Annotated in this window: 19 protein-coding genes; 10 read left to right on the forward strand and 9 right to left on the reverse strand. The window is 61.4% G+C overall.

Annotated elements, in window-relative coordinates:
* Positions 1 to 20: 20 nt before the first annotated feature.
* On the reverse strand, positions 21 to 998 hold the full coding sequence (locus B0D78_RS01540; protein ID WP_078015229.1) for an ABC transporter substrate-binding protein: 978 nt from the start codon (positions 996 to 998) through the stop codon (positions 21 to 23).
* Between the two features lie 385 nt (positions 999 to 1,383).
* On the opposite strand from B0D78_RS01540, the gene B0D78_RS01545 reads away from it, so the two are divergent.
* A complete protein-coding gene (locus B0D78_RS01545; protein WP_078015230.1) occupies positions 1,384 to 2,154 on the forward strand; it encodes an acyl-CoA dehydratase activase in 771 nt (256 codons plus the stop codon).
* Complete coding sequence (locus tag B0D78_RS01550; RefSeq protein ID WP_078015231.1) at positions 2,151 to 3,293, forward strand: double-cubane-cluster-containing anaerobic reductase; 1,143 nt, start codon at positions 2,151 to 2,153, stop codon at positions 3,291 to 3,293. The genes B0D78_RS01545 and B0D78_RS01550 overlap by 4 nt, the downstream gene beginning before the upstream one ends.
* A gap of 478 nt (positions 3,294 to 3,771) precedes the next feature.
* On the opposite strand, the gene B0D78_RS01560 is transcribed toward B0D78_RS01550, so the two are convergent.
* Complete coding sequence (locus B0D78_RS01560) at positions 3,772 to 4,149, reverse strand: DUF488 domain-containing protein (RefSeq protein ID WP_078015233.1); 378 nt, start codon at positions 4,147 to 4,149, stop codon at positions 3,772 to 3,774.
* A 96-nt stretch (positions 4,150 to 4,245) separates the two neighbouring features.
* Between B0D78_RS01560 and B0D78_RS01565 the strand changes: the two genes are divergently transcribed.
* The 4 genes from B0D78_RS01565 (at position 4,246) to B0D78_RS01580 (ending at position 6,567) form a co-directional block, all read left to right on the forward strand.
* A complete protein-coding gene (locus B0D78_RS01565) occupies positions 4,246 to 4,731 on the forward strand; it encodes an NUDIX hydrolase (protein ID WP_078015234.1) in 486 nt (161 codons plus the stop codon).
* Positions 4,724 to 5,398 carry an HAD family hydrolase gene (locus B0D78_RS01570; RefSeq protein WP_078015235.1) on the forward strand — a complete coding sequence of 225 codons (675 nt, stop codon included), beginning with the start codon at positions 4,724 to 4,726 and terminating at the stop codon, positions 5,396 to 5,398. Before B0D78_RS01565 ends, B0D78_RS01570 begins: the two co-directional genes overlap by 8 nt.
* A gap of 310 nt (positions 5,399 to 5,708) precedes the next feature.
* On the forward strand, positions 5,709 to 6,149 hold the full coding sequence (locus tag B0D78_RS01575) for a Dps family protein (RefSeq protein WP_078015236.1): 441 nt from the start codon (positions 5,709 to 5,711) through the stop codon (positions 6,147 to 6,149).
* A gap of 19 nt (positions 6,150 to 6,168) precedes the next feature.
* Positions 6,169 to 6,567, forward strand: a complete 399-nt coding sequence (locus tag B0D78_RS01580) for a Fur family transcriptional regulator (protein ID WP_078015237.1) — start codon at positions 6,169 to 6,171, stop codon at positions 6,565 to 6,567.
* Between the two features lie 176 nt (positions 6,568 to 6,743).
* Here B0D78_RS01580 and B0D78_RS01585 read toward each other — a convergent pair whose 3' ends face one another.
* Positions 6,744 to 7,088, reverse strand: a complete 345-nt coding sequence (locus B0D78_RS01585; RefSeq protein ID WP_240496086.1) for a winged helix-turn-helix transcriptional regulator — start codon at positions 7,086 to 7,088, stop codon at positions 6,744 to 6,746.
* A 159-nt stretch (positions 7,089 to 7,247) separates the two neighbouring features.
* Here B0D78_RS01585 and B0D78_RS01590 point away from each other — a divergent pair, with 159 nt between their 5' ends.
* Positions 7,248 to 7,886 carry a flavodoxin family protein gene (locus B0D78_RS01590; protein ID WP_078015238.1) on the forward strand — a complete coding sequence of 213 codons (639 nt, stop codon included), beginning with the start codon at positions 7,248 to 7,250 and terminating at the stop codon, positions 7,884 to 7,886.
* A gap of 86 nt (positions 7,887 to 7,972) precedes the next feature.
* Here the strand turns inward: B0D78_RS01590 and B0D78_RS01595 are convergent, their stop codons facing one another.
* Both B0D78_RS01595 and B0D78_RS01600 read right to left on the reverse strand, forming a co-directional pair.
* Positions 7,973 to 9,352, reverse strand: a complete 1,380-nt coding sequence (locus B0D78_RS01595; protein WP_078015239.1) for an MATE family efflux transporter — start codon at positions 9,350 to 9,352, stop codon at positions 7,973 to 7,975.
* Positions 9,353 to 9,548: 196 nt separating this feature from the next.
* Positions 9,549 to 10,592, reverse strand: a complete 1,044-nt coding sequence (locus tag B0D78_RS01600; RefSeq protein ID WP_078015240.1) for an aldo/keto reductase — start codon at positions 10,590 to 10,592, stop codon at positions 9,549 to 9,551.
* A gap of 253 nt (positions 10,593 to 10,845) precedes the next feature.
* Here B0D78_RS01600 and B0D78_RS01605 point away from each other — a divergent pair, with 253 nt between their 5' ends.
* Complete coding sequence (locus B0D78_RS01605) at positions 10,846 to 11,058, forward strand: hypothetical protein (protein ID WP_078015241.1); 213 nt, start codon at positions 10,846 to 10,848, stop codon at positions 11,056 to 11,058.
* Positions 11,055 to 12,953: a DNA topoisomerase (ATP-hydrolyzing) subunit B gene (gene gyrB, locus B0D78_RS01610; protein WP_078015242.1), complete on the forward strand. Its 1,899-nt coding sequence runs from the start codon at positions 11,055 to 11,057 to the stop codon at positions 12,951 to 12,953. Before B0D78_RS01605 ends, gyrB begins: the two co-directional genes overlap by 4 nt.
* A 74-nt stretch (positions 12,954 to 13,027) precedes the next feature.
* Here the strand turns inward: gyrB and B0D78_RS01615 are convergent, their stop codons facing one another.
* The 4 genes from B0D78_RS01615 to B0D78_RS01630 form a co-directional block, all read right to left on the reverse strand.
* A complete protein-coding gene (locus B0D78_RS01615; RefSeq protein ID WP_078015243.1) occupies positions 13,028 to 13,846 on the reverse strand; it encodes a formate/nitrite transporter family protein in 819 nt (272 codons plus the stop codon).
* A 245-nt stretch (positions 13,847 to 14,091) separates the two neighbouring features.
* On the reverse strand, positions 14,092 to 14,580 hold the full coding sequence (locus tag B0D78_RS01620; protein WP_233543495.1) for a flavin reductase: 489 nt from the start codon (positions 14,578 to 14,580) through the stop codon (positions 14,092 to 14,094).
* A gap of 172 nt (positions 14,581 to 14,752) precedes the next feature.
* Positions 14,753 to 16,243 (reverse strand): cobyric acid synthase, encoded by a 1,491-nt coding sequence (locus B0D78_RS01625; protein ID WP_078015245.1) that lies wholly within the window; start codon positions 16,241 to 16,243, stop codon positions 14,753 to 14,755.
* A 53-nt stretch (positions 16,244 to 16,296) separates the two neighbouring features.
* Positions 16,297 to 16,683 carry an ASCH domain-containing protein gene (locus tag B0D78_RS01630; protein ID WP_158606306.1) on the reverse strand — a complete coding sequence of 129 codons (387 nt, stop codon included), beginning with the start codon at positions 16,681 to 16,683 and terminating at the stop codon, positions 16,297 to 16,299.
* A gap of 153 nt (positions 16,684 to 16,836) precedes the next feature.
* On the opposite strand from B0D78_RS01630, the gene B0D78_RS01635 reads away from it, so the two are divergent.
* The gene (locus B0D78_RS01635) at positions 16,837 to 20,070 is read left to right on the forward strand and encodes a helicase-related protein (protein ID WP_078015247.1); all 3,234 of its coding nucleotides are present in this window, start codon (positions 16,837 to 16,839) and stop codon (positions 20,068 to 20,070) included.
* Positions 20,071 to 20,089 lie beyond the last annotated feature (19 nt).

Here is a 20,089-nt window from a genome sequence, read left to right on the forward strand (position 1 = left end):
CGTTTGGAACGGAGCGGCGTTTAGCGGAAGATCTTGTCGAACGCCGCGGCGTTCTCCTTCTGCTTGGCGACCACTTCGGCCATGTCGCTGTCCATGGCCTTGGCGGCGATGGCGGCCACGTCGGCGCTCTGCTCCACGTCGCTGCGCACGGAGAGCAGATTGTTGGCGACGAGGATCTCCTGCCCTTCCTTGGAAAGGATGAAATCGTAGAGCAGCTTGCCGTTGGCTTCGTTCTTGCAGTCCTTGACCAGTCCGATGGGGCTGAAGATGGAAACCGTGTCCTCGGGATAGACGAAGGCGATCGGCGAGCCTTCCTTGATCAGGTTGGCGGTGACGTAGTCGAGGCACACGCCCAGCTTGTAGGCGCCGGCCGCGACCTGATTGTGCGTGGCGGTGGTGCCGCTTTCGAAGTAGCACTTGTTGGCCTTGAGCTTTTCCATGAACGGCGCGCCGTACTTGGCGTTGGCCATGATCGCGTTGCGCCAGTACTTGGTGGTGCCGGCGGTGTTGGGGTCGGTCATCACGACCTGGTCGTTCCACTTTGGGTCGCAGAGGTCGTTCCACGTCTTGGGCGCGTCGGCGGCTTCGACGTTGAGCGTGTTGTAGGCGATGCCCATGTTCATCATGCGCGCGCCGGTGTAATAGCCCTCGGCGTCGATGAACGCCTTGTCGATCTTTTCCGCTTCGGGCGAACTGTACTTCTGCAGGATGCCCTGCGCCTTGAACGACACGTAGTTGGTCGGGTCGCCGACCCAGATGATGTCGGCGTCGACGCGGCCGGCCTGAGCTTCGGTGGCGATCTTGGTCATGACCTTGCCGGTGCCGGCGAAGTAATACTCCATGGTGACGCCGGGATACTTCTTTTCGAAGCCCTGTTTGATGGCGATCAGCTGGTCTTCCTGCATCGAGGAGTAGAGCATGACCGTTCCGGAAGGCTCGGCGGCGGCGCAGGCCGCGAAGGCCAGGCTGAACGCGAACGCAGCGATGTACTTTTTCATGATGACGTTTTCCTCCTTGGGATCGTTTTTGGCGAATTGCCGGAACGCGGCGGGCGGGCTCCGGCGAATGGCTCGATTATAGCATATCGGAGCGATTTTAAAACAAAAAATTGCGGCTCCGTTCGTTCGCGTAAAGCGTCGAAATTTCGTCGGTCATCCCGTTTCGGAAAAACTTTTTGTCCGAAACGGCCCCGTCAGACGGGAAAATCATGCTGATCCTTGATGTTTGCCGGGCGTTGCGAGGAAATTCAGTCGCTCGCAGTCCCTCGTGTGCGGATTTTTGATTGAGAAAGAGTATCAATTGATTTCCGTCCATGGGTGACGTTGAAAAATATCGTTGTTCAGTTATAATCATTATGCAGACTGTAAATTTCGGGAGGCCACCATGAAGTTCGTGCTGGGAATCGACATCGGCTCCACCGCCGTCAAGGGGGTCCTGTACGCCGGCGAGGCGCTGCAGTGGGGGCTCGCGCCGACGGGCTGGAGCCCGCGCGACGCGGGCGAGGCCATGATCGCGGAGCTGCTGCGGCGGCGCGAACTGAGCGAAGGGGATCTGGCCGCGCTGATCTCGACGGGGTACGGCCGCCGCGCGCTGACGGCCGCCACGAAGCAGGTCACGGAGATCACCTGCCACGCCCGCGGCGCGCACGAGCTGTGCCCGCAGGCGCGCACGGTGCTCGACATCGGCGGGCAGGACAGCAAGGTGATCCTGCTCGACGAGCGGGGCGGCGTGGTGGATTTCGCGATGAACGACAAGTGCGCCGCGGGAACGGGGCGCTTTTTTCAGGTGCTCAGCCACGCGCTGGACTACGACGTCGAGAGCTTCGGCGCCGTTCCGGCCGACGGGCCGGTGGAGCCGCTGTCGAGCATGTGCACCGTCTTCGCCGAGAGCGAAGTGATCGGCAACCTGGCCCGCGGCGTGCCGCGCGAAAACATCGTGCGCGGTCTGCTGAAGAGCATCGCCTCGCGGTCGGCGGGGATGCTCGCCAAAGTGGGGATGAAGCCGCCGCTGTTTTTCTCCGGCGGCCTGTCGCGCAGCCCGTCGCTGCGGACGTTTTTGGAAAAGGAGCTGGACTGCCCCGTGCAGGTCCACGAAAAATCGCAATTCGCCGGCGCGCTCGGCGCCGCGCTGATTGGCTGGGGGGCCATCGAATGAGAACGATCGAAGAGATTGTCGAGGGGATGAGGGAGCACGCCAAGGACGGTCCGGTGCTCATCAAGGAACTGAGCGAAAAGGGCGTGCCCATCGTCGGCACCTACTGCACATTCGTGCCGTGGGAGATCATCCACGCCGCCGGCGCCGTGTCGGCGACGCTGTGTTCGCGCAGCCAGAAGCCCATCGCCGCCGCCGAGGAGCGCCTGCCGCGCAACCTCTGCCCGCTGATCAAGGCCAGTTACGGCCACGCCATGACCGACACCTGCCCGTACTTCCACTTCTGCGGCCTGGTCGTCGCCGAGACGACCTGCGACGGCAAGAAGAAGATGTTCGAACTGCTCAACGACATCAGGCCGGTCTACACGATCCAGCTGCCGCAACGCGGCGACCGTCCCGAAGACCTGGAGATCATGAAGAAGGAGTTCCGGCTCTTCGTGGAAGAGATGGAGCGTTTCACCGGCCACAAGATCGCCGACGACGATTTGCGCGCCGCCATCCGCCTGCGCAACCGCGAGCGCACGGCCCTGCGTGGGCTGTGGTCGCTGGCCGAGCTGGAGAATCCGCCGCTGACCGGACACGAAATGTGGGAATTCGGCGAGTACATGAGCTTCCATTTCGACAAGGAAGCCGCCGTCGCCTGGCTCGAACGGCAGGTCGCCGACCTGCGCGCCGCCGTCGCCGCGGGCGAAGACCGCGGCCTCGGCAAAAAGCCGCGCGTGATGGTTACCGGCTGCCCGATCAGCGGCGCCACCAAGGTGATCGACGCCGTCGAGGCGGCCGGCGGACTGGTGGCCTGCTACGAGAACTGCGGCGGCGAGAAAGAACTTCGCTACCTCGTCGACGAAGACAAGGATCCGCTCGAGGCGCTGGCCGAAAAGTACCTCGGCATCGGCTGTTCGATCATGAGCCCCAACGAGGCGCGTCTGAACGCGATCGGCTATCTGGCCGGCCTCTACCGCGTCGACGGCGTGCTCGACATGACGCTGACGTCGTGCCACACGTACGCCGTCGAAACGTACCGCGTGCGCGAGTTCGTGCACGGCCTCGGCAAAAGCTATCTGGCCGTGGAGACCGACTTCTCCGAGAACGACAAGGAACAGCTGGCCACGCGCATCGGCGCGTTCATCGAGATGCTCTGATACCGACGCTGGAAATGTGGCGGAGCGGAGAACCGTTTTTTTGCGGTCCTCCGCTCCGTTTTTTTGCGCGGCGTTGTGGTTTTCGCGCTTTCCGTATTATAATCAGCCCCGACAGGAGGGCTTTTCCCATGGAAAAAGTTCTTCGCCGGGGGCGCGTTTGGCGCGCTTTCTGCTGGCGCCCGTTCTCGCGCCGCTGCTTTTGGCGCCGGCGGTCTCGACAGCCGTCCGGGAATGCCGGACATCACGCTGCACGGTTCCGGTCGTGTGGCCGGTTCCGACCGGCGCCTCGGGCGGCATCAGCGCAGTTTGAACGGCTCGTTTCCCCTGCGCTGGGATATGTGATTTCGACTCAGCGTATTGAACCAGCCTGGCAACTGTATCGAGATGGAAATGTTCCTCGTGGAACATCGTTTTTTCAAAAACAGGGCCGTGCCGAAGCCTCCGCCCCGTGTGTCGCCCCGGCCTGTCGAGGCGGGGCTCAGCGGCGTGCGCCGAGCTCCGACAGCAGCCATTCTTTGAGCACGACCGCCTGGTTGCGGTCAGCGTCTTTGGCGCCGAACAGCAGCGTCACGTCCCCTTCCTTCAGGCGCTCGCGGCAAAGTTCCGCGAATGCCGCTGCGGCGGGGCTGCCCGCCAGTTCGGCCAGATAGTCGGCGCGGAACTTGGCGAAGCGCGCCGGATCGTGGGCGAACCACGTCCGCAGCGCCGCGCTGGGAGCGACCTCCTTGTTCCACAGATCGAGGGCGGCCTTTTCTTTGGAAAGACCGCGCGGCCACAGCCGGTCCACGAGCGCTCGGAAGCCGTCGTCCGCCTCCGCCGGAAGATACACCCGCTTTGTTTTCACCACGTGAAGCATCGCACATCCCTCCTCATCGAACGCCGATGCTCCATTATGAATCTCTTGAGGTTTTTATTCAAGAGATCATTCCGTCACGCACAAGGAGTTGGGCTCATGAAGATCACCACGCTCTGTTACATGGAACGCGGCGGCCGCTGGCTGATGCTGCACCGCACCGTCAAGGAAAACGACGAGAACCGCGACAAGTGGATCGGCGTCGGCGGCAAGCTGGAAGAAGGGGAGAGCCCGGAAGACTGCCTGCGCCGCGAGGTGCGCGAAGAAACGGGCTGCGAGCTGACGGAATTTCGCTTCCGCGGTCTGGTCACGTTCGTGTCCGACCGCTGGGGCACGGAGTACATGTGCCTTTACACCGCCTCCGGCTTTACGGGGCGCCCGCACGGCTGCGACGAAGGCGCGCTCGAATGGGTGCCGAAGGACGAAGTCGAGTCGCTCAACCTCTGGGAAGGCGACAAAATATTTTTGCGCTTGCTCGCCGAGGACGCGCCGTTTTTTTCGCTCAAGCTGCGCTACGAAGGCGAGCGTCTGGCCGAGTGGGTTTTGAACGGCCGCGGCGCTGCGAAGGAGAAACGCGATGAATAAAAGATTCGCCATCTTCGACATGGACGGCACGCTCGTCGACTCCATGGGCTATTGGCAGCGCATGGAGCGCGAGTATCTGGCCGGGCGCGGCGCTCCCTCCGGGCCGGCGCTCGAGGCGCTGATCGCCCGCCTCAAGCCGATGACGCTGTACGACGCGGCGCGGACCGTCGTCGCCGAGCTGGGATTTTCGGACACGCCCGAGAGCGTCGTCGCTGGGATGAACGGCGTCATGCGCCGGCATTACGAGCGCGACGTTTCGCTCAAGCCCGGCGCGGCGGAGTACCTGCGGCGGCTCAACCGCCGCGGCGCAGCGCTTTGCACCGCTTCGGCCACCAGCGTGCCGCTCGTGAAATTATGCCTGCGCCGCCTCGGCGTCGACTGCGAATTCCGCTTTCTGCTCAGCTGCGAAGAAGTCGGCGCCAGCAAGAACCGTCCCGACGTGTACCTCGAAGCCGCCCGCCGCCTCGGTTCCGCCCCGGCGGAAACGGCCGTGTTCGAGGATTCGCTTTCCGCGCTGACGACGGCGAAGAACGCCGGCTTTTACGCCGTTGCCGTCTACGACGCCGCCAGCGCGGCCGACTGGCCGGCGCTGCGGGCTTTGGCCGACGAGTGCGTCGTCGACTGGAGCAAAGCGGCCGCTGAACAGCGCGGCTCCGATCCCATATGAAATGTTGAGGCGAGGCGAACCTTGGCGGCTCACCTCGCCTTATCATTTATCGGCCTTGTTTCCACAGGGCGTAAAACCGCCTCCGCAGCGCCTTCCCCGCCGGGCCGGTTTATCCTGTAATATTGAAGACGCGAGCGTTCTTCATCATGATTCTCCTTCCCTGCGCTTTTCTGTCGCTGAGCGGAATAAAAAACGTAAAAGATAATGATTCCTGTTATTGACAAATGAAAAATCCGCCGCTATAATACGGTCAGATTCAAAAAAGAGACGCTTTCGTCTCCAACTCAAAAGTCAAACGGAGGAATTTTTCATGAACAAGAATCTCGTCAACAAGGTCAACGGTTATATCGCGAACATCGGCGTGTCGTTCGTCAAGATGCACAATCTGCATTGGAACGTCGTCGGTTCTCAGTTCAAGGCCGTCCACGAGTATCTCGAGTCCGTCTACGACGACTACGCGGACATTCTCGACGAAGCGGCGGAACTGCTGCGCATGAACGGCGAACTCCCCGCGGCGAGCCTGAAGCAGTATCTCGAACTGGCCAGCGTCAAGGAGCTCGAGTCCAAGGAGGTCTCGATCGGCGACGCGCTCGGCGTTCTCCTCGCCGACATGAAGCTCCTCAGGGACCAGGCCGCGGACATCCGCAAGGCAGCCGACGCGGAAGACGCTTTTGACGCCGCGAATATGATGGAAGACCACATCAAAGAGTTCAGCAAAAAGATCTGGTTCGTCGAGTCGATGACGAAGTAGCGGGAAAGGGAGCGGCCGGATGCCCGAGGAGAAAAAAACGCGCCATTCGCAGCAGCGAGACATGATCTACGACTATCTGCGCTCCACTCACGAGCATCCTTCGGCAGAGGCCATCTACACGGAGCTCAAGGCGAAGATGCCCAATCTCAGCCTTGGCACCGTCTACCGCAATCTCAAGCTGCTCGAGGAAAGCGGCAAGATCCGCCGGATCTCCGCGCTGCAGAACGCCGAACGCTACGACTGCATCTGCTGCGATCACGCCCATTTCGTCTGCACCAAATGCGGCAAAGTCAGGGATCTCGAGCCGATCGACGCCCGCGAGGCCGCCGGCGCGTTCACGCTGGAAGACGGCGACGTGCCCCTGGGCGTGTCGCTGACGATCAGCGGCGTCTGCGCCGAATGCCGAAAAAACGCTTGAGAGCATGCGAGCGAGGTGCAAGATCTTTCGGATTGAATTCGGCAAATAAAACAGCGAGCCTGCCTTGGATCATCTCGAGGCAGGCTCGCTGTTATTGCTCGTGATCATGACGTTCGGACCGACATTTCTCAAATCAGACGTCCAAGGAACGTAAGCACACAGGTCTTCACAATCTTTTACAGATTTTCCAAGCTCCAGGCGTTGATCCGCTCTAGTAGAGGGACGAACTTCTTCCCCGTCGCCGTCAGCGAATATTCTACCCGCGGCGGCACCTCGCGGTACACGCGGCGCCGTACGAAACCGCCGGCTTCCAGATCGCGCAGCTGGCGGGTGAGCGCCGACTGAGTGATCTCCGGGAACTCCCGGTTCAGCTCGCCGAAGCGCTTCGTGCGCTCGTGCAGCGACCAGAGAATGACGATTTTCCACTTTCCCGCGAAGATCTTCTGGATCTTCTTCATTCCGCATTCGCTTTTTTCTTCTGCGCCGCTCATGCATATTTCTTTCTCATTTCCCGTTTTCATGGATAGATCTCCTCGCCGTTATACAATAGTATCATTTTAAGTAGTATATATATTTTATCATCGTACTTTCATTTTTTGATGTTTCGTCTAAAATAAAAGCGTATAATTTTTCAGCGCGGCGTCTCATTGGCGCTGTTGTATTTTCATGGGGGATCTTCGATGAAAGCACTCGCGATCAACGGCGGGCCGCGACGCGGCTGGAACACGGACACGCTGCTTCTGGAAGCGCTGCGGGGAGCGCAGGAAGCGGGAACGGAAACAGAGATGATCCGTCTCTACGACCTCAAATACACAGGCTGCCGCAGCTGCATGGCCTGCAAGAGAAAAGGAGCGGTTCCGTGCCGATGCTACTGGAAAGACGACCTGTCCCCGGTGCTGGAGAAAGTTCTGCAGGCCGATGTCCTCTTCCTCGGCTCGCCCGTCTACCTCGGCACCGTCACGGCCCAGACGCACGCGTTCCTAGAGCGGCTGCATTACATCCTCTTCTCTTACAACGACATGACGAAATCGCTGTTCACGGGGCGCGTCGATTCGGCCTGCTTCTTCACCATGAACATGCCGCGGGACTATTACCGGCAGAATATGAAAGCCGGGCTCGAGACGGACGTGGTCGCCCTGAAAGGGCTGAACGGCAGCCTCGAAACTTACGCCTGCTGCGACACGCTACAGGTCGGCGACTACTCGAAGTACGAACTCAGCCTTTTCGATCCGGTCCATAAAAAGCGCGTCCATGAAAAACAGTTTCCCAAAGACCTGCAGGCCGCATATGAAATCGGAAAGCGTCTGGCAGCTCGCTGAGCCTCTTTCATCGTCTCTCGCGGAGACAGCCTTGGTCCCGCAAAAAAATCCGTCCGCGATTCCTCTCGGGAAAAGCGGACGGATTTTTACGTATTTTGCGCCGTCTTGTGCCCGGCGCGGAGAATGCTGCGCTGCATCCAGTTCCCTTTCCGGTGGTAGAGCAGGAAGAAGACGGACGTCAGCGCCCAGCTGACCGGATAGCCGATGAAAACGGTGCGGACGCTGTGGCTGAACGGCACCACAAACCAGATCCAGAGCAGGCGGAAGCCGCAGATGCCCAGCGCCGTCATCGCCGTGGGCACGATGGCATCGCCGGTACCGCGCATGCCGCTCGCCAGCGTGCCCACGGGCACGTAGGCAAAGTACCAGGGCGCGATGAGCCAGATGATCTCCATGCCGATGGAGATCACGGCGGGATCGTCGGTAAAGATCCCGTACAGCGGCGCGCCCCAGGTCACGAAAACCGCGCCGAAAAACAGCGAGAGCGCCGTCCCCAGTGCCGCGCTCACGCCGATGCTGCGCAGGACGCGGTCATATTTGCGGGCGCCGAAATTCTGTCCGGAAAACGTCGACACGGCCACGCCGAGCGCGTTGATGATCAGCCAGTACATCCGGTCGACCTTGCCGCACACCGTCCAGGCCGCCACGGTGTCGACGCCGAAGCCGTTGACCGTCGACTGGATGACGATATTGGAGAGCGAATACATCGTCGACTGAAGCCCCGAAGGCAACCCGATGCGGACGACGCTGCCGAGGATCACCCGATCGGGACGGAGGAGTCCGCGCAAACGAAGCCGGAAAGCCCCCGCTTCGCGCGCCAAAAAGATCCATACGCCCGCGGCGCTGGCCAGCTGCGACAGGACCGTGGCGTACGCCGCGCCCGCCACGCCCCAGCCCCAATGAACGACGAAGACGATATCGCCCGCGATGTTGACGATCGTGGCCAGCACGAGCAGGTAAAAGGGACGCTTGGAATCGCCTTTGGCGCGCAGCACGGCGGCTCCCATGTTGTAGACGAACATGAACAGGATCCCGCCGAAATAGATCCGCAGATAGCTCACGGCATGAGGCAGCACCTCCGGCGGCGTGTCCATCGCCGTCAGCGCCGGCTCCGCCAGGAAGGCGCCGACCAGCGACATCGCCGCGCCCGCCGCGATCGACAGCGCCATCGACGTGTGTACGGCCCGTGAGGCGTGCTCGGCGTCGCCGGCGCCGAAAAACTGTGCGATCACCACCGTGGCCCCCGAACAGAGGCCGATGAAGAACCCCAGCAGCAGGTTGACCAGATAGCCCGAAGGGCCGCCCACGGCGGCCAGCGCCTCCTTGCCCAGGAAACGGCCGACGATGATGGCGTCGACGGTGTTGTACAGCTGCTGAAAGAACGTCCCCAGCAGGATCGGGAAGAAAAAGACCAGCAGCTGCTTCCAGATCACGCCCTCGATGATTTGTCTGTTTTCCCCGTCCATTTCGTCTCACCGCTCCGCTCAAAGCCGCGCCGCCGAATTGATAATACTTGTTCCTGACTCGAGCGGCGAACGTTCTCCAAACCCCCGAGGAAAATCCGCACAGCGCGGCTCGCTTCGCGGATCTCCCTCGCTCATTAAGAAATAGCGTCAGCCGTGCAGCGCGGGAGCGCGTCCCCTCGGCGTGCGCCGCGGGAGTTCAGGCTTTCGCCCCCTCCGCTTTGGCGGCCAGCCAGCCGGCGCGGAAGCTTTTGTAGTCGGCCAGGTTTTCCGCCAACAGCGTGGGCGTGTCGAGGCCGTAAGGGCAGCGGCTCTTGCAGGCGTTGCAGTGCAGGCACTGTTCGATGCGCATCATCATGGCGTCGGTCTTTTCGGACATCAGCGGCGGCACCGGCGACCGGCGCAGGAGCAGGCTCATGCGCGCGGCAGTCTGGATCTCGATGCCGGCGGCGCAGGGCTGACAGTAGCCGCACCCGTGGCAGAAGTTGCCGGACAGCTCGCGGCGCTCTTTTTCGATCTCGTCCGCCCAATCCTCGAAGCGCGGCGGATTTTTCTCCAGCTCCAGAAATTGATCGAGCTCGCTCTCGCGCTGTACGCCCCAGATGGGCACCACGAACGGATGTTTCTTCATGAACACGAAAGCCGCCTCGGCGTGCGCGATCAGGCCGCCGGCCATCCCCTTCATGGCGATGAAGCCCATGTCGCGCTCGTGCGCCAGGCAGGCCAGGTCGATGTCTTCCTGCGGCGCGATGCAGGTGAGCGGGAACTGGAGCGTGTCGTACCGTCCCGACAGCACGGCGGCACGGGCGCGCTCGCGGCCGTGATTGGTGATGCCGATAAAGCGCACGTAGCCGCGTTTCTTCGCCTCCACGCAGGCGGCGTAGGCGCCGTTCGGATCGTCGGGATCGGGCAGCGTCGAGGGATTGTGCAGCTGAATGAGGTCGATATAATCGGTCTTCATGCGCTTCAGGCTGAGCTGGATATGCTCCAGCACGGTCTGGTAATCTTTGCCGCCGCTCTTGGTGGAGATGACGATCTTACCGCGCACGTCCGCCAGGGCGGCGCCGATCTTCTCCTCGCTGTCGCTGTAAGCGTTGGCGGTGTCGAAATAGTTGATGCCGTGATCGTACGCCTTGCGCAGCAGATAGGCCGCGTCCTTCAGCGGGATGCGCTGAATCGGCAGCGCGCCGAATCCGCAGGCGCTGACCATCAGCCCTGTTCTCCCCAGTCTGATCTTATCCATGACATGACCCCCTCTTCATGTTGAACGGATGACCGTGAGCTTACTATATCACGCCGTGCTGCAAAATCAAAACATGTATCCTGGTTTTCGCAAGGGAATGAAGATCCCAAAAAGCGGCCTCCGGCGCCGGCATTTCCCCTCCCAAGTTTGCTCAAAAGGTGCGCCGAGGCCGAAGCTTCGTCGTTTTTTCTGCTATAATAGATTGGTTCTGGTTCCATAAATCTGCCCGCGCGGCGTTGGAAGGAGGCCCGGCATGTTCATTCCCATCGAAGGCGAGGACTGCATTTTCCTCGAGAACGTCGTCGCGCTGGTCCACGACGAAGGGCGCACCACGGTTTATTACGGCGACGGGCACACCGGCGTGACGGGATTCCGTCCGGTGACGCTGAGGCGGCGTTATCGGGAATTGATGAGGGGAGCGCGGCATGTGGAGCTTCCCCGTTCACAGGAGGTCAATGGTTCATGAGCACTCAGTACACAGCCGAAGACATACAGATTCTGGAAGGTCTCGACCCCGTCCGCAAGCGGCCGGGCATGTACATCGGCGACACGACGACGAGGGGCCTTCACCACTGCGTGTACGAGGTGGTCGACAACGCGGTCGACGAAGCGCTGGCCGGCTTTTGCTCGGAGATCGCGGTGACGCTGCACGCCGACCAGAGCGTCAGCGTGTCCGACAACGGCCGCGGCATCCCCGTGGATCCGCATCCTTCCAACGGGCGTCCCGCCCTCGAGGTGGTGCTGACGGTGCTGCACGCGGGCGGCAAGTTCGACAACCACAATTACAAGATTTCCGGCGGGCTGCACGGCGTCGGCGTCTCGGTCGTGAACGCGCTTTCCGAATGGCTGGAGGTAACGGTCTACCGCGACGGCAGGGAATGGCACGAACGTTTCGAGCGCGGCACGCCCGTTTCCGGCCTGACCGGCGGCACCCCGACGGCGAAGCGCGGCACGACGGTGACGTTCAGGCCCGACGCGGAGATTTTCGACGAGGTGACCTTTTCGGCCGAAACGCTGGGCAACCGCTTCCGCGAAATGGCCTTCCTGATCCCCGGGCTCAAGTTCGTCTTCGTCGACGAGGCCGAAGGCAAGACCTGGACGTATCATTATGAAGGCGGCGTCTCGGAGTTCGTCGCCTACATCAATCAGGGCAAGCAGACGTTGACGCCCAAACCGATCGTCATCCGCGGCGAAAAGGACGGCGTGGCGGTGGAAGTCGGCTTTCAGTACACCGACGAGTACATCGAGCGGCTTTACTCGTTCGCCAACCTGATCAATACGATCGAGGGCGGAACTCACGTGGCCGGCCTGCGCAGCGCCATCACGCGCGGCATCAACGAGGGGGCCCGCCGCGCCGGCGTGCTCAAGGAAAAGGACGAAAACCTCTCCGGCGACGACCTGCGCGAGGGGCTGACCTGCGTGCTTTCCGTCAAGCTGGGCAATCCCCAGTTCGAAGGGCAGACCAAGACCAAGCTGGGCAACGGCAACGTCAAGGGCATCGTCGATTCGATTCTCTACGACGGCATCCTGCAGGAGCTCGAAGAGGATCCGTCGGTGATCAAGCCGATCATCGAAAAAGCCATCAAGGCCCGCCAGGCCCGCGAAGCCGCCAAGAAGGCCCGCGAGCTCGTGCGCAAATCGGCGATGAGCGGCCTTTCGCTGCCGGGCAAGCTGGCCGACTGTTCCAGCCGCACCGCCGAGAACTGCGAGGTCTACATCGTCGAGGGAGACTCGGCCGGCGGCAGCGCCAAGCAGGGGCGCGACCGCAAGTTCCAGGCCATCCTGCCCCTGCGCGGCAAGATCCTCAACGTCGAGAAGGCGCGCATGGACAAGATGCTCGGCAGCAAGGAGATCCGCGTCATCATCCAGGCGCTCGGCTGCGGTATCGGCGAGGACTTCGACATCGGCAAGCTGCGCTACAACAAGATCATCATCATGACCGACGCCGACGTCGACGGCGCCCACATCAGCACGCTGCTGCTGACGTTCTTCTTCCGCCACATGCGCGAGCTGATCGAAAAAGGCCATATCTATCTGGCCGTGCCGCCGCTCTATCGCGTGCAGGTCGGCAAGAAAGTCGACTACCTCTACAGCGACAAGGAGCTGCGCAAAGTCATGGACGGACTTGCGGCCGACGGCAAAAAAGCCGCCGTGCAGCGCTACAAGGGCCTGGGCGAGATGAATCCCGGCCAGCTCTGGGAGACGACGATGGACCCCGCCACGCGCCTGCTCAAGCAGATCGAGCTGGACGACCTGGCCGGCGCCGACCAGTACTTCGACATCCTCATGGGCGACCGCGTCGAGCCGCGCCGCCAGTTCATCGAAGAGCACGCCCATGAAGTGCACAATCTGGACGTGTGATTCCCGCGACAACAAAAAAGCTTCAACCGAACGTTCGCGTTCGGTTGAAGCTTTTTTCATTTCCCCGATTCGGTTCACGCTTTCTTTTTCGCGAAGCAGCCCCACATCAGCGCGCCGAACAGCACGCCGCCGACGATGTTGCCCAGCGTCACGGGCAGGAGATTGCCGGCGAGGAAATTTTTCCACGTCAGTCCGCTCAGGTCAAGGCCGGCCTCCGCCGCCTTCTGCGCGTACAGCGGCACGTTCTTTGCGAACAGAGCGGCGGGGACGTAGAACATGTTCGCCACGCTGTGTTCGAAACCGCACATGACGAAAAACGCTATGGGAAAGTACGCGCCCGCGGCGCGCCCGCACAGGTCTTTGCCGGAAAGGGCCAACAGCACGGCCGCACAGACAAGGATATTGCACAGCGCTCCCAGCAGCACGGCCGGGACAAAATCCAGCGCGCACTTCGCGGTCGCGAGTTTCATCGTGAACAGCGCCAGTCCGCCGTCGGAGTAATGCAGCTGTCCTGCATAAACGCCCGCGGCGGCGGTCAGCGCCGCGCCGACGAAGTTCCCGACGTAGGCGCAGCCCCAGTTGCGCACCATGCTGCCGACGGTCGCCGTGCCGTCAAGCACGGCGATGGAGATCAGGCAGTTGCCTGTGAACAACTCCGCGCCCAGCAGGACCACCATGATCAGGCCAAAAGGGAAGACCAGTCCCGACAACAGGCGAACCGATGCGGCTGCGCCGGCGCCGTGCGAAATTACGTTTGCCGCCGCAGCCGCTATGGCGATGCAGAACCCCGCCAGCATGCCCAGCAGCAAGATCTTCCAGACAGGCAGACGAGTTTTCGCAGCTCCCGCCGCGGCGTAATTGGCGACGACTTCCGCCGGGGAAAACAGGTTCATCGTTCCACCTCAGGCGTCGCCGTGCGGTCTTTGAAGATATGTGTCACGTCATACACACTCCGTTTCTTTTCCGAAATAATCGCCGTCGCTTCAAAATCTTCCGCGGCGGCGTCGTGCCCCGGCGCGTCCTGAAGGGGCGATCGCACTGCGGCAAGCCCTTCAGAACGCGCGGTGAAAATCCGGACGCGGCTTTCGCGAACGTCTCTATTTTTCAGTTTCCCACCGCACCGTCGGCAGACGATCGTTTAACTCTCGACGAAACCGACGACTTCGCCGATGTAAATCGTGTGGGGAGCTTCTTCGGCGTAATAAGCTTTGGCCGCGTCGGCGGGGATGTTCGCCAGTTCCATGTCGTGGCGGTAGATTTTTTTGCAGATCAGCGTCAGTTCGGCCTGGGCGAAGGTGACGCCGTGTACGACCGCCCGCGGCGTCAGGCGGGTCAGCGCGATTTTATCGCCGTCGCGCCCCGATTTGGAGCCGAGGATCGTCAGGTCGCGGCGGTATTCTTGGGGATAGAAGCCGACGGTGAAATATTCGTTTGCGTCCATGAAGCCGTGCGTGCAGCGCACGGGCTTGACGAAGACCGTGACGACGTTCTTGTTCCACAGCGTGCCCAGCTGCCCCCAGCCGATGGTCATGGCGTTGTAATCGCCGATCGATCCGGCCGCCAGCAACGCCCAGTCCTTGTTGAAAAGTTCGAAAACGTTCACGTTCAGTTCATCGATGTTTTTCACGATCGTGACCTCCCATAAATGACGCCGGGCACAGTCGCTCCGGCGCGGAATCCGCTTTTTCGAGCGCGGCGCGGCAGATCGATTGAATCGTGTTTTTGCAACGACTCATGCCATGTTCGGTGAAAAATGTTCCACGTGGAACATTTTCGAAGGCGTCCGTTTCGCCGGCGCGCTACGCCTCGCGGTCGACGAGGCGGCGGATCAGGGCCATGTCGAGATGCTCGCGCAGGGTCTGAGCCAGCGTGTCGTACTGCCGCTCCTTGTACGCCTTCCAGTCGAACGGACGCGCGTCGAGCGTCACCCCCTTACGACGGGCCAGCGCGCCGAGTACGGCGCGGCGGCAGGCTTCGCTGTCGAAAAAGCCGTGCAGGTAACAGCCGTACACGCTGCCGCGCTGGCAGCCGTCGGGCGCGCCGTTTTCAAGCCGGAGCAGCGGCTCCGCGCCGTCGTCGCGGCAGGTCGTGCCGCAGTGGATTTCGTAGCCTTCGAATTCGGCACCGCTCAGCGCGGCGAAAACGCCTTTTACGGAGCCCGCGCGGGCTGTCGTGCGCGTGCGGCGCTTTTCGGGCCGAAAGCGCGTGACGACCGGCAGCAATCCCATGCCGGCGATCGAACCGCCGCCTTCCACGCCCTCTTCGTCGACGATCTCGCGCCCCAGCATCTGGTAGCCGCCGCAGATGCCGATCACGGGCGCGCCGGACGCGGCCAGCTTCTTCACGGCGGCTTCCAGGCCGGAGGCGCGCAGCCATTTCATGTCGCCGATGGTGTTCTTCGTGCCGGGGAGAATGACGAGGTCGGGGGCGCCGAGGGCGCGAACGTTTTCCACGTAGCGCACGCCCACGCCGTCGGCTGCGTCAAGCGCCGAAAAGTCGGAAAAGTTGGAGAGGCGCGGCAGGCGGATCACGGCCACGTCGAGCGGAGATGCGGCGCGGCGCTGGCCGAGCCGGTCGCTGAGGCTGTCTTCGTCGTCGATGTCGAGCGGCGTCCAGGGCACCACGCCCGCCACGGGACGGCCCGTCAGTTCTTCCAGCTGCTTCAGACCGGGCAGAAGCAGCTTCAGGTCGCCGCGGAACTTGTTGACGATCGTCGCCTTGACGAGCGCGCGCTCTTCCGGTTCCAGCAGCGCCAGCGTGCCCACGAGCTGGGCGAAGACGCCGCCGCGGTCGATGTCGCCGGCCAGCAGCACGGGGATGCCGAGGCGCTTCGCCAGCCCCATGTTGACGAAGTCGTCGGCTTTCAGGTTGATCTCCGCGGGGCTGCCGGCCCCCTCCACGACGATCAGGTCGTACTCGGCGTCCAGCTTTCGGTACGCGTCGAGCACGCAGGGCCAGAGCGCGTGCTTCATGGCGTAATACCCTTCGGCCGTGTAGTTGCCGTAGACTTCGCCGTTGACGATCACCTGCGAGCCCTTGTCGCTGGTGGGTTTGAGCAGCACCGGGTTCATCGCGTAACTGGGTTCGAGGCCGCAGGCCTCGGCCTGCACGGCCTGGGCGCGGCCGATCTCCAGTCCCTCGCGGGTGATGAACGAGTTAAGCGCCATGTTCTGCGACTTGAACGGCGCCACGCGCAGCCCGTCCTGCCGGAAGACGCGGCACAGCCCGGCGACGAGCAGACTCTTGCCCACGCCCGACATGGTCCCCTGAATCATAAGCGACTTGGCCATTTGCGAAAATCCTTTCCCCGCTCGAAACTCGCGCGCGACGGCGCGCCGCGCGGCTAGTCAAACTCCGGTTCCTGCTCCAGTTCCGTCGGCGTTTTGCAGCGCCGCGCCGAAAAACGGATCAGCCCGTCGTCGACCTCAAACAGGTGCAGCTTCCCCTTGACGGGAAAATATTCAACCGGCCGCGGATTTTTCAAAATCCAGCCCCAGATCCCCTCCGTCGGCTGGATGTCCGCCAGCGTTGCCACACAGACGGCCACGCCGGCAGGACACTGTTTCATGCCTTCGACCCCGAACTCCTCGACGATCCCCGGCTCGCGGTTCGTCGAAGCGCAGATCAGCAGATCGCCCCGGTAATCTGTCTTCCACGTGCGATATTCCACCTCCTTTTCCCCGCTCTCGATAAACCACGCGTACGGCTGGCGAACGGACAGAGCTTTCATGGCGAGACTCCTTTCGTTTCCCATTTTTGCCGCCGTTGCGATTATCCCGATTTTACGCTTGCGGCGGTCGATTTTGCGTCTATAATAATACATAACCAATAAACGCGCATTCATTACGGATATTAAAATTATAGCAGACGGGAGCGTTCGCGCATGGCGATTATTATCGATAACGTCAACTCAACTTTGAAGAACGATTTGGAACGCACGATCAAAAAACATGAAAAAATTTCCATCGCCGCCGGATGCTTTTCCATGTACGCGTGGCAAGAACTGAAAAAACGGCTGGACGAAATCAGCGAGCTGCGCTTTATTTTCACCGAGCCGACGTTTATCGCCGAAAAAACGCCCGCCGCCCTGCGCGAATTTTACATTCCCCGCCGCGACCGCGAGCGCAGCCTGTACGGCTCCGAGTTCGAGATCAAGCTGCGCAACGAACTGACGCAAAAAGCGATCGCCAAAGAGTGCGCCGATTGGATCAGGAGGAAAGCGACCTTCAAGTCCAACGCCACTCAAACGCGCATGCCCGGCTTTATGATCGCCGGCGAAACCGTTTACGCGCCGCTCAACGGCTTCACTACCGTCGATCTGGGCTGCGAGCGCGGCAATGACGCTTTCAATCTGATCGCCAAACTCGACTCGCCGGAAAACGCCCGGCCGTACCGCCAAACCTTCGACGCCTTATGGAACGATCCCGCCAGGCTCCAGGACGTCACCGGCGTCGTCATCGACGCCATGTCCGCCGCCTACCGCGAAAACTCGCCCGAATTCATCTATTTTTACGCTCTCTACAATCTGTTCAGCGAATTTCTCGACGATATCTCCAACGTGGATAGCCTGCCCAACGAAGCTACCGGCTTCAAACAGAGTCAGATATGGAATCTGCTCTTCAACTTCCAGAAAGACGCCGCGCTCGGCGTCGTCAGCAAACTGGAAAAATACAACGGCTGCATCCTCGCCGACAGCGTCGGACTGGGCAAGACGTTTACCGCCCTGGCCGTGATCAAGTACTACGAAAACCGCAACAAAAACGTGCTCGTCCTCTGCCCCAAAAAACTTTCCGCCAACTGGGAGACTTACAAGAGCAACTACAAAAACAATCCCGTCGCCGCCGACCGCCTGCGCTACGACGTGTTGTACCACACCGACCTGTCGCGCGACCGCGGCCGCAGCAACGGCATCGATCTGGAACGCCTCAACTGGGGCAACTATGATCTGCTCGTCATTGACGAGAGCCACAACTTCCGCAACGGCGGCTCCACGACCGAAGAAAAAGAAAACCGCTACCTGCGCCTGATGAATCGCGTCATCCGCGCCGGCGTGCGCACCAAAGTGCTGATGCTCTCCGCCACCCCCGTCAACAACCGTTTCGCCGATCTGCGCAACCAGCTTGCCCTCGCCTACGAAGGCGATCCCGACCAGATCGACGCAAAACTCGATACGGGCAAACCGATCGACCAGATCTTCAACGCCGCGCAGAAAGCCTACAACGAATGGGGACAGCTCCCCGCCGAAGAGCGCAGCGTGCAAAGCCTGCTCAACCGCCTCGATTTCGACTTCTTCAAGCTGCTCGACAGCGTCACTATCGCCCGCTCGCGCAAGCATATCCAGAAATATTACGACACCGCCGCCATCGGCCGCTTTCCCGTCCGGCTCAAGCCCGTCAGCCGCCGCCCCGGCCTCACCGACCTGCCCGGCATCGCTTACGAAGAGATTTACAAGCGCCTCGAACTGCTCAACCTCGCCGTTTACATTCCCTCGAACTACATCCATCCCTCGCAGCGCGAAAAATACGCGCGACTGTATCAGGAAAAGAACGAAGGCCTCTCGCAGCTCGGGCGCGAAAAAGGAATTCGCCGCCTCATGGCCATCAACCTGCTGAAGCGCCTGGAAAGCTCCGTCAACTCCTTCCACATGACCCTCAGCAAAATCATGGACGCTATCGGCGAGCAGATCGTCGCCGTACAGCGCTTTCAGGAAAGCGGCGGAGGCTGCGGCACGCGCCGCCTTTTCGAAGCCTCGCCTGCCGGCGGACTCGACGCCGACGACGAAAACACCGACTACTTCACCGCCGGGCGCACCGCCCAGATCGACCTCGGCGATATGGATTACGTTTCCTGGAGCCGCGACATGGAAAGCGACCTCGTGATCCTGCGCGATCTGGCCGCAATGACCAAAAAAATCACGCCGGAACACGACCTCAAACTACAGGCGCTTTTCGCCCAGATCGACGAGAAAATGGCCCGTCCCATCAATCCCGGCAACCGCAAGATCCTTATCTTCACCGCGTTCGCCGATACCGCCGACTACCTTTACGATCAGGTCAGCGAGTACGTGCGCGGCGCATACGGGCTGTACGCCGCCGAGATCACCGGCAGCACCGAAGGCCGTTCCAACCTTCCCGGCCTTCGGGCCGACCTCAACCACGCGCTGTCCTGTTTCTCGCCGCGCTCCAAAGAACGCGATCTGCTCATGCCGGACAGCCCCGGCGACATCGACGTCCTTATCGCCACCGACTGTATCTCCGAAGGCCAAAATTTACAGGACTGCGATTACGTGATCAACTACGACATCCACTGGAACCCCGTGCGCATCATCCAACGCTTCGGACGCGTCGACCGCATCGGCAGCCGTAACGACCGAGTCCAGCTCGTCAACTTCTGGCCCGATCTGAACCTCGACGAGTACATCAACCTCAAGGCCCGCGTCGAAGCCCGCATGCGCCTGACCGTCATGTCGTCCACCGGCGATTCCGCCGACGATCCCGTCAACGACGAAAAACAGGATCTCGAATATCGCAGCCGCCAGCTCAAGCGCCTGCAGGAAGAAGTCGTCGACATCGAAGACATGCAGAGCGGCGTCTCCATCATGGACTTGGGACTGAACGAATTCCGCCTCGACCTGCTCGAATACATGAAAAGCAATTCCGGCATAGAGAACGCGCCGCACGGCCTGCACGCCCTCGCCGCCGCGCGGGACGGACTGCCCGCCGGCGCCGTCTTCGTGCTGCGCAACGTCGACGAAAGCGTCAACGCAGGGCGCCGCAACCAGCTCCATCCGTTCTACATGGTCTATATCGGCGCCGACGGCCGGGTCGTCTGCGACTACCTCAACCCCAAACGCCTGCTCGACGCCATGCGCCTCCTCTGCAAAGACCGTTCCCAGCCCGACCGCAAGCTTTGCGCCCAGTTCAACGCCCAAACCGACGACGGCCGTAAAATGGATTCCATATCGAAGCTGCTCAACGACGCCATCCAGTCCGTCATCCAGACCAGGGAAGAGAGCGATATCGACAGCCTGTTCGCGGCGGGCGGAACGTCCGCGCTCGAATCCGAAATATCGGGACTCGACGACTTCGAGCTGGTATGCTTCCTTGTGGTCAGATAAGGAGGAAGACCTTTGTTTG

The sequence above is a fragment of the Pyramidobacter sp. C12-8 genome (assembly GCF_002007215.1).
In the GTDB taxonomy this organism is placed as follows: Bacteria; Synergistota; Synergistia; order Synergistales; family Dethiosulfovibrionaceae; genus Pyramidobacter.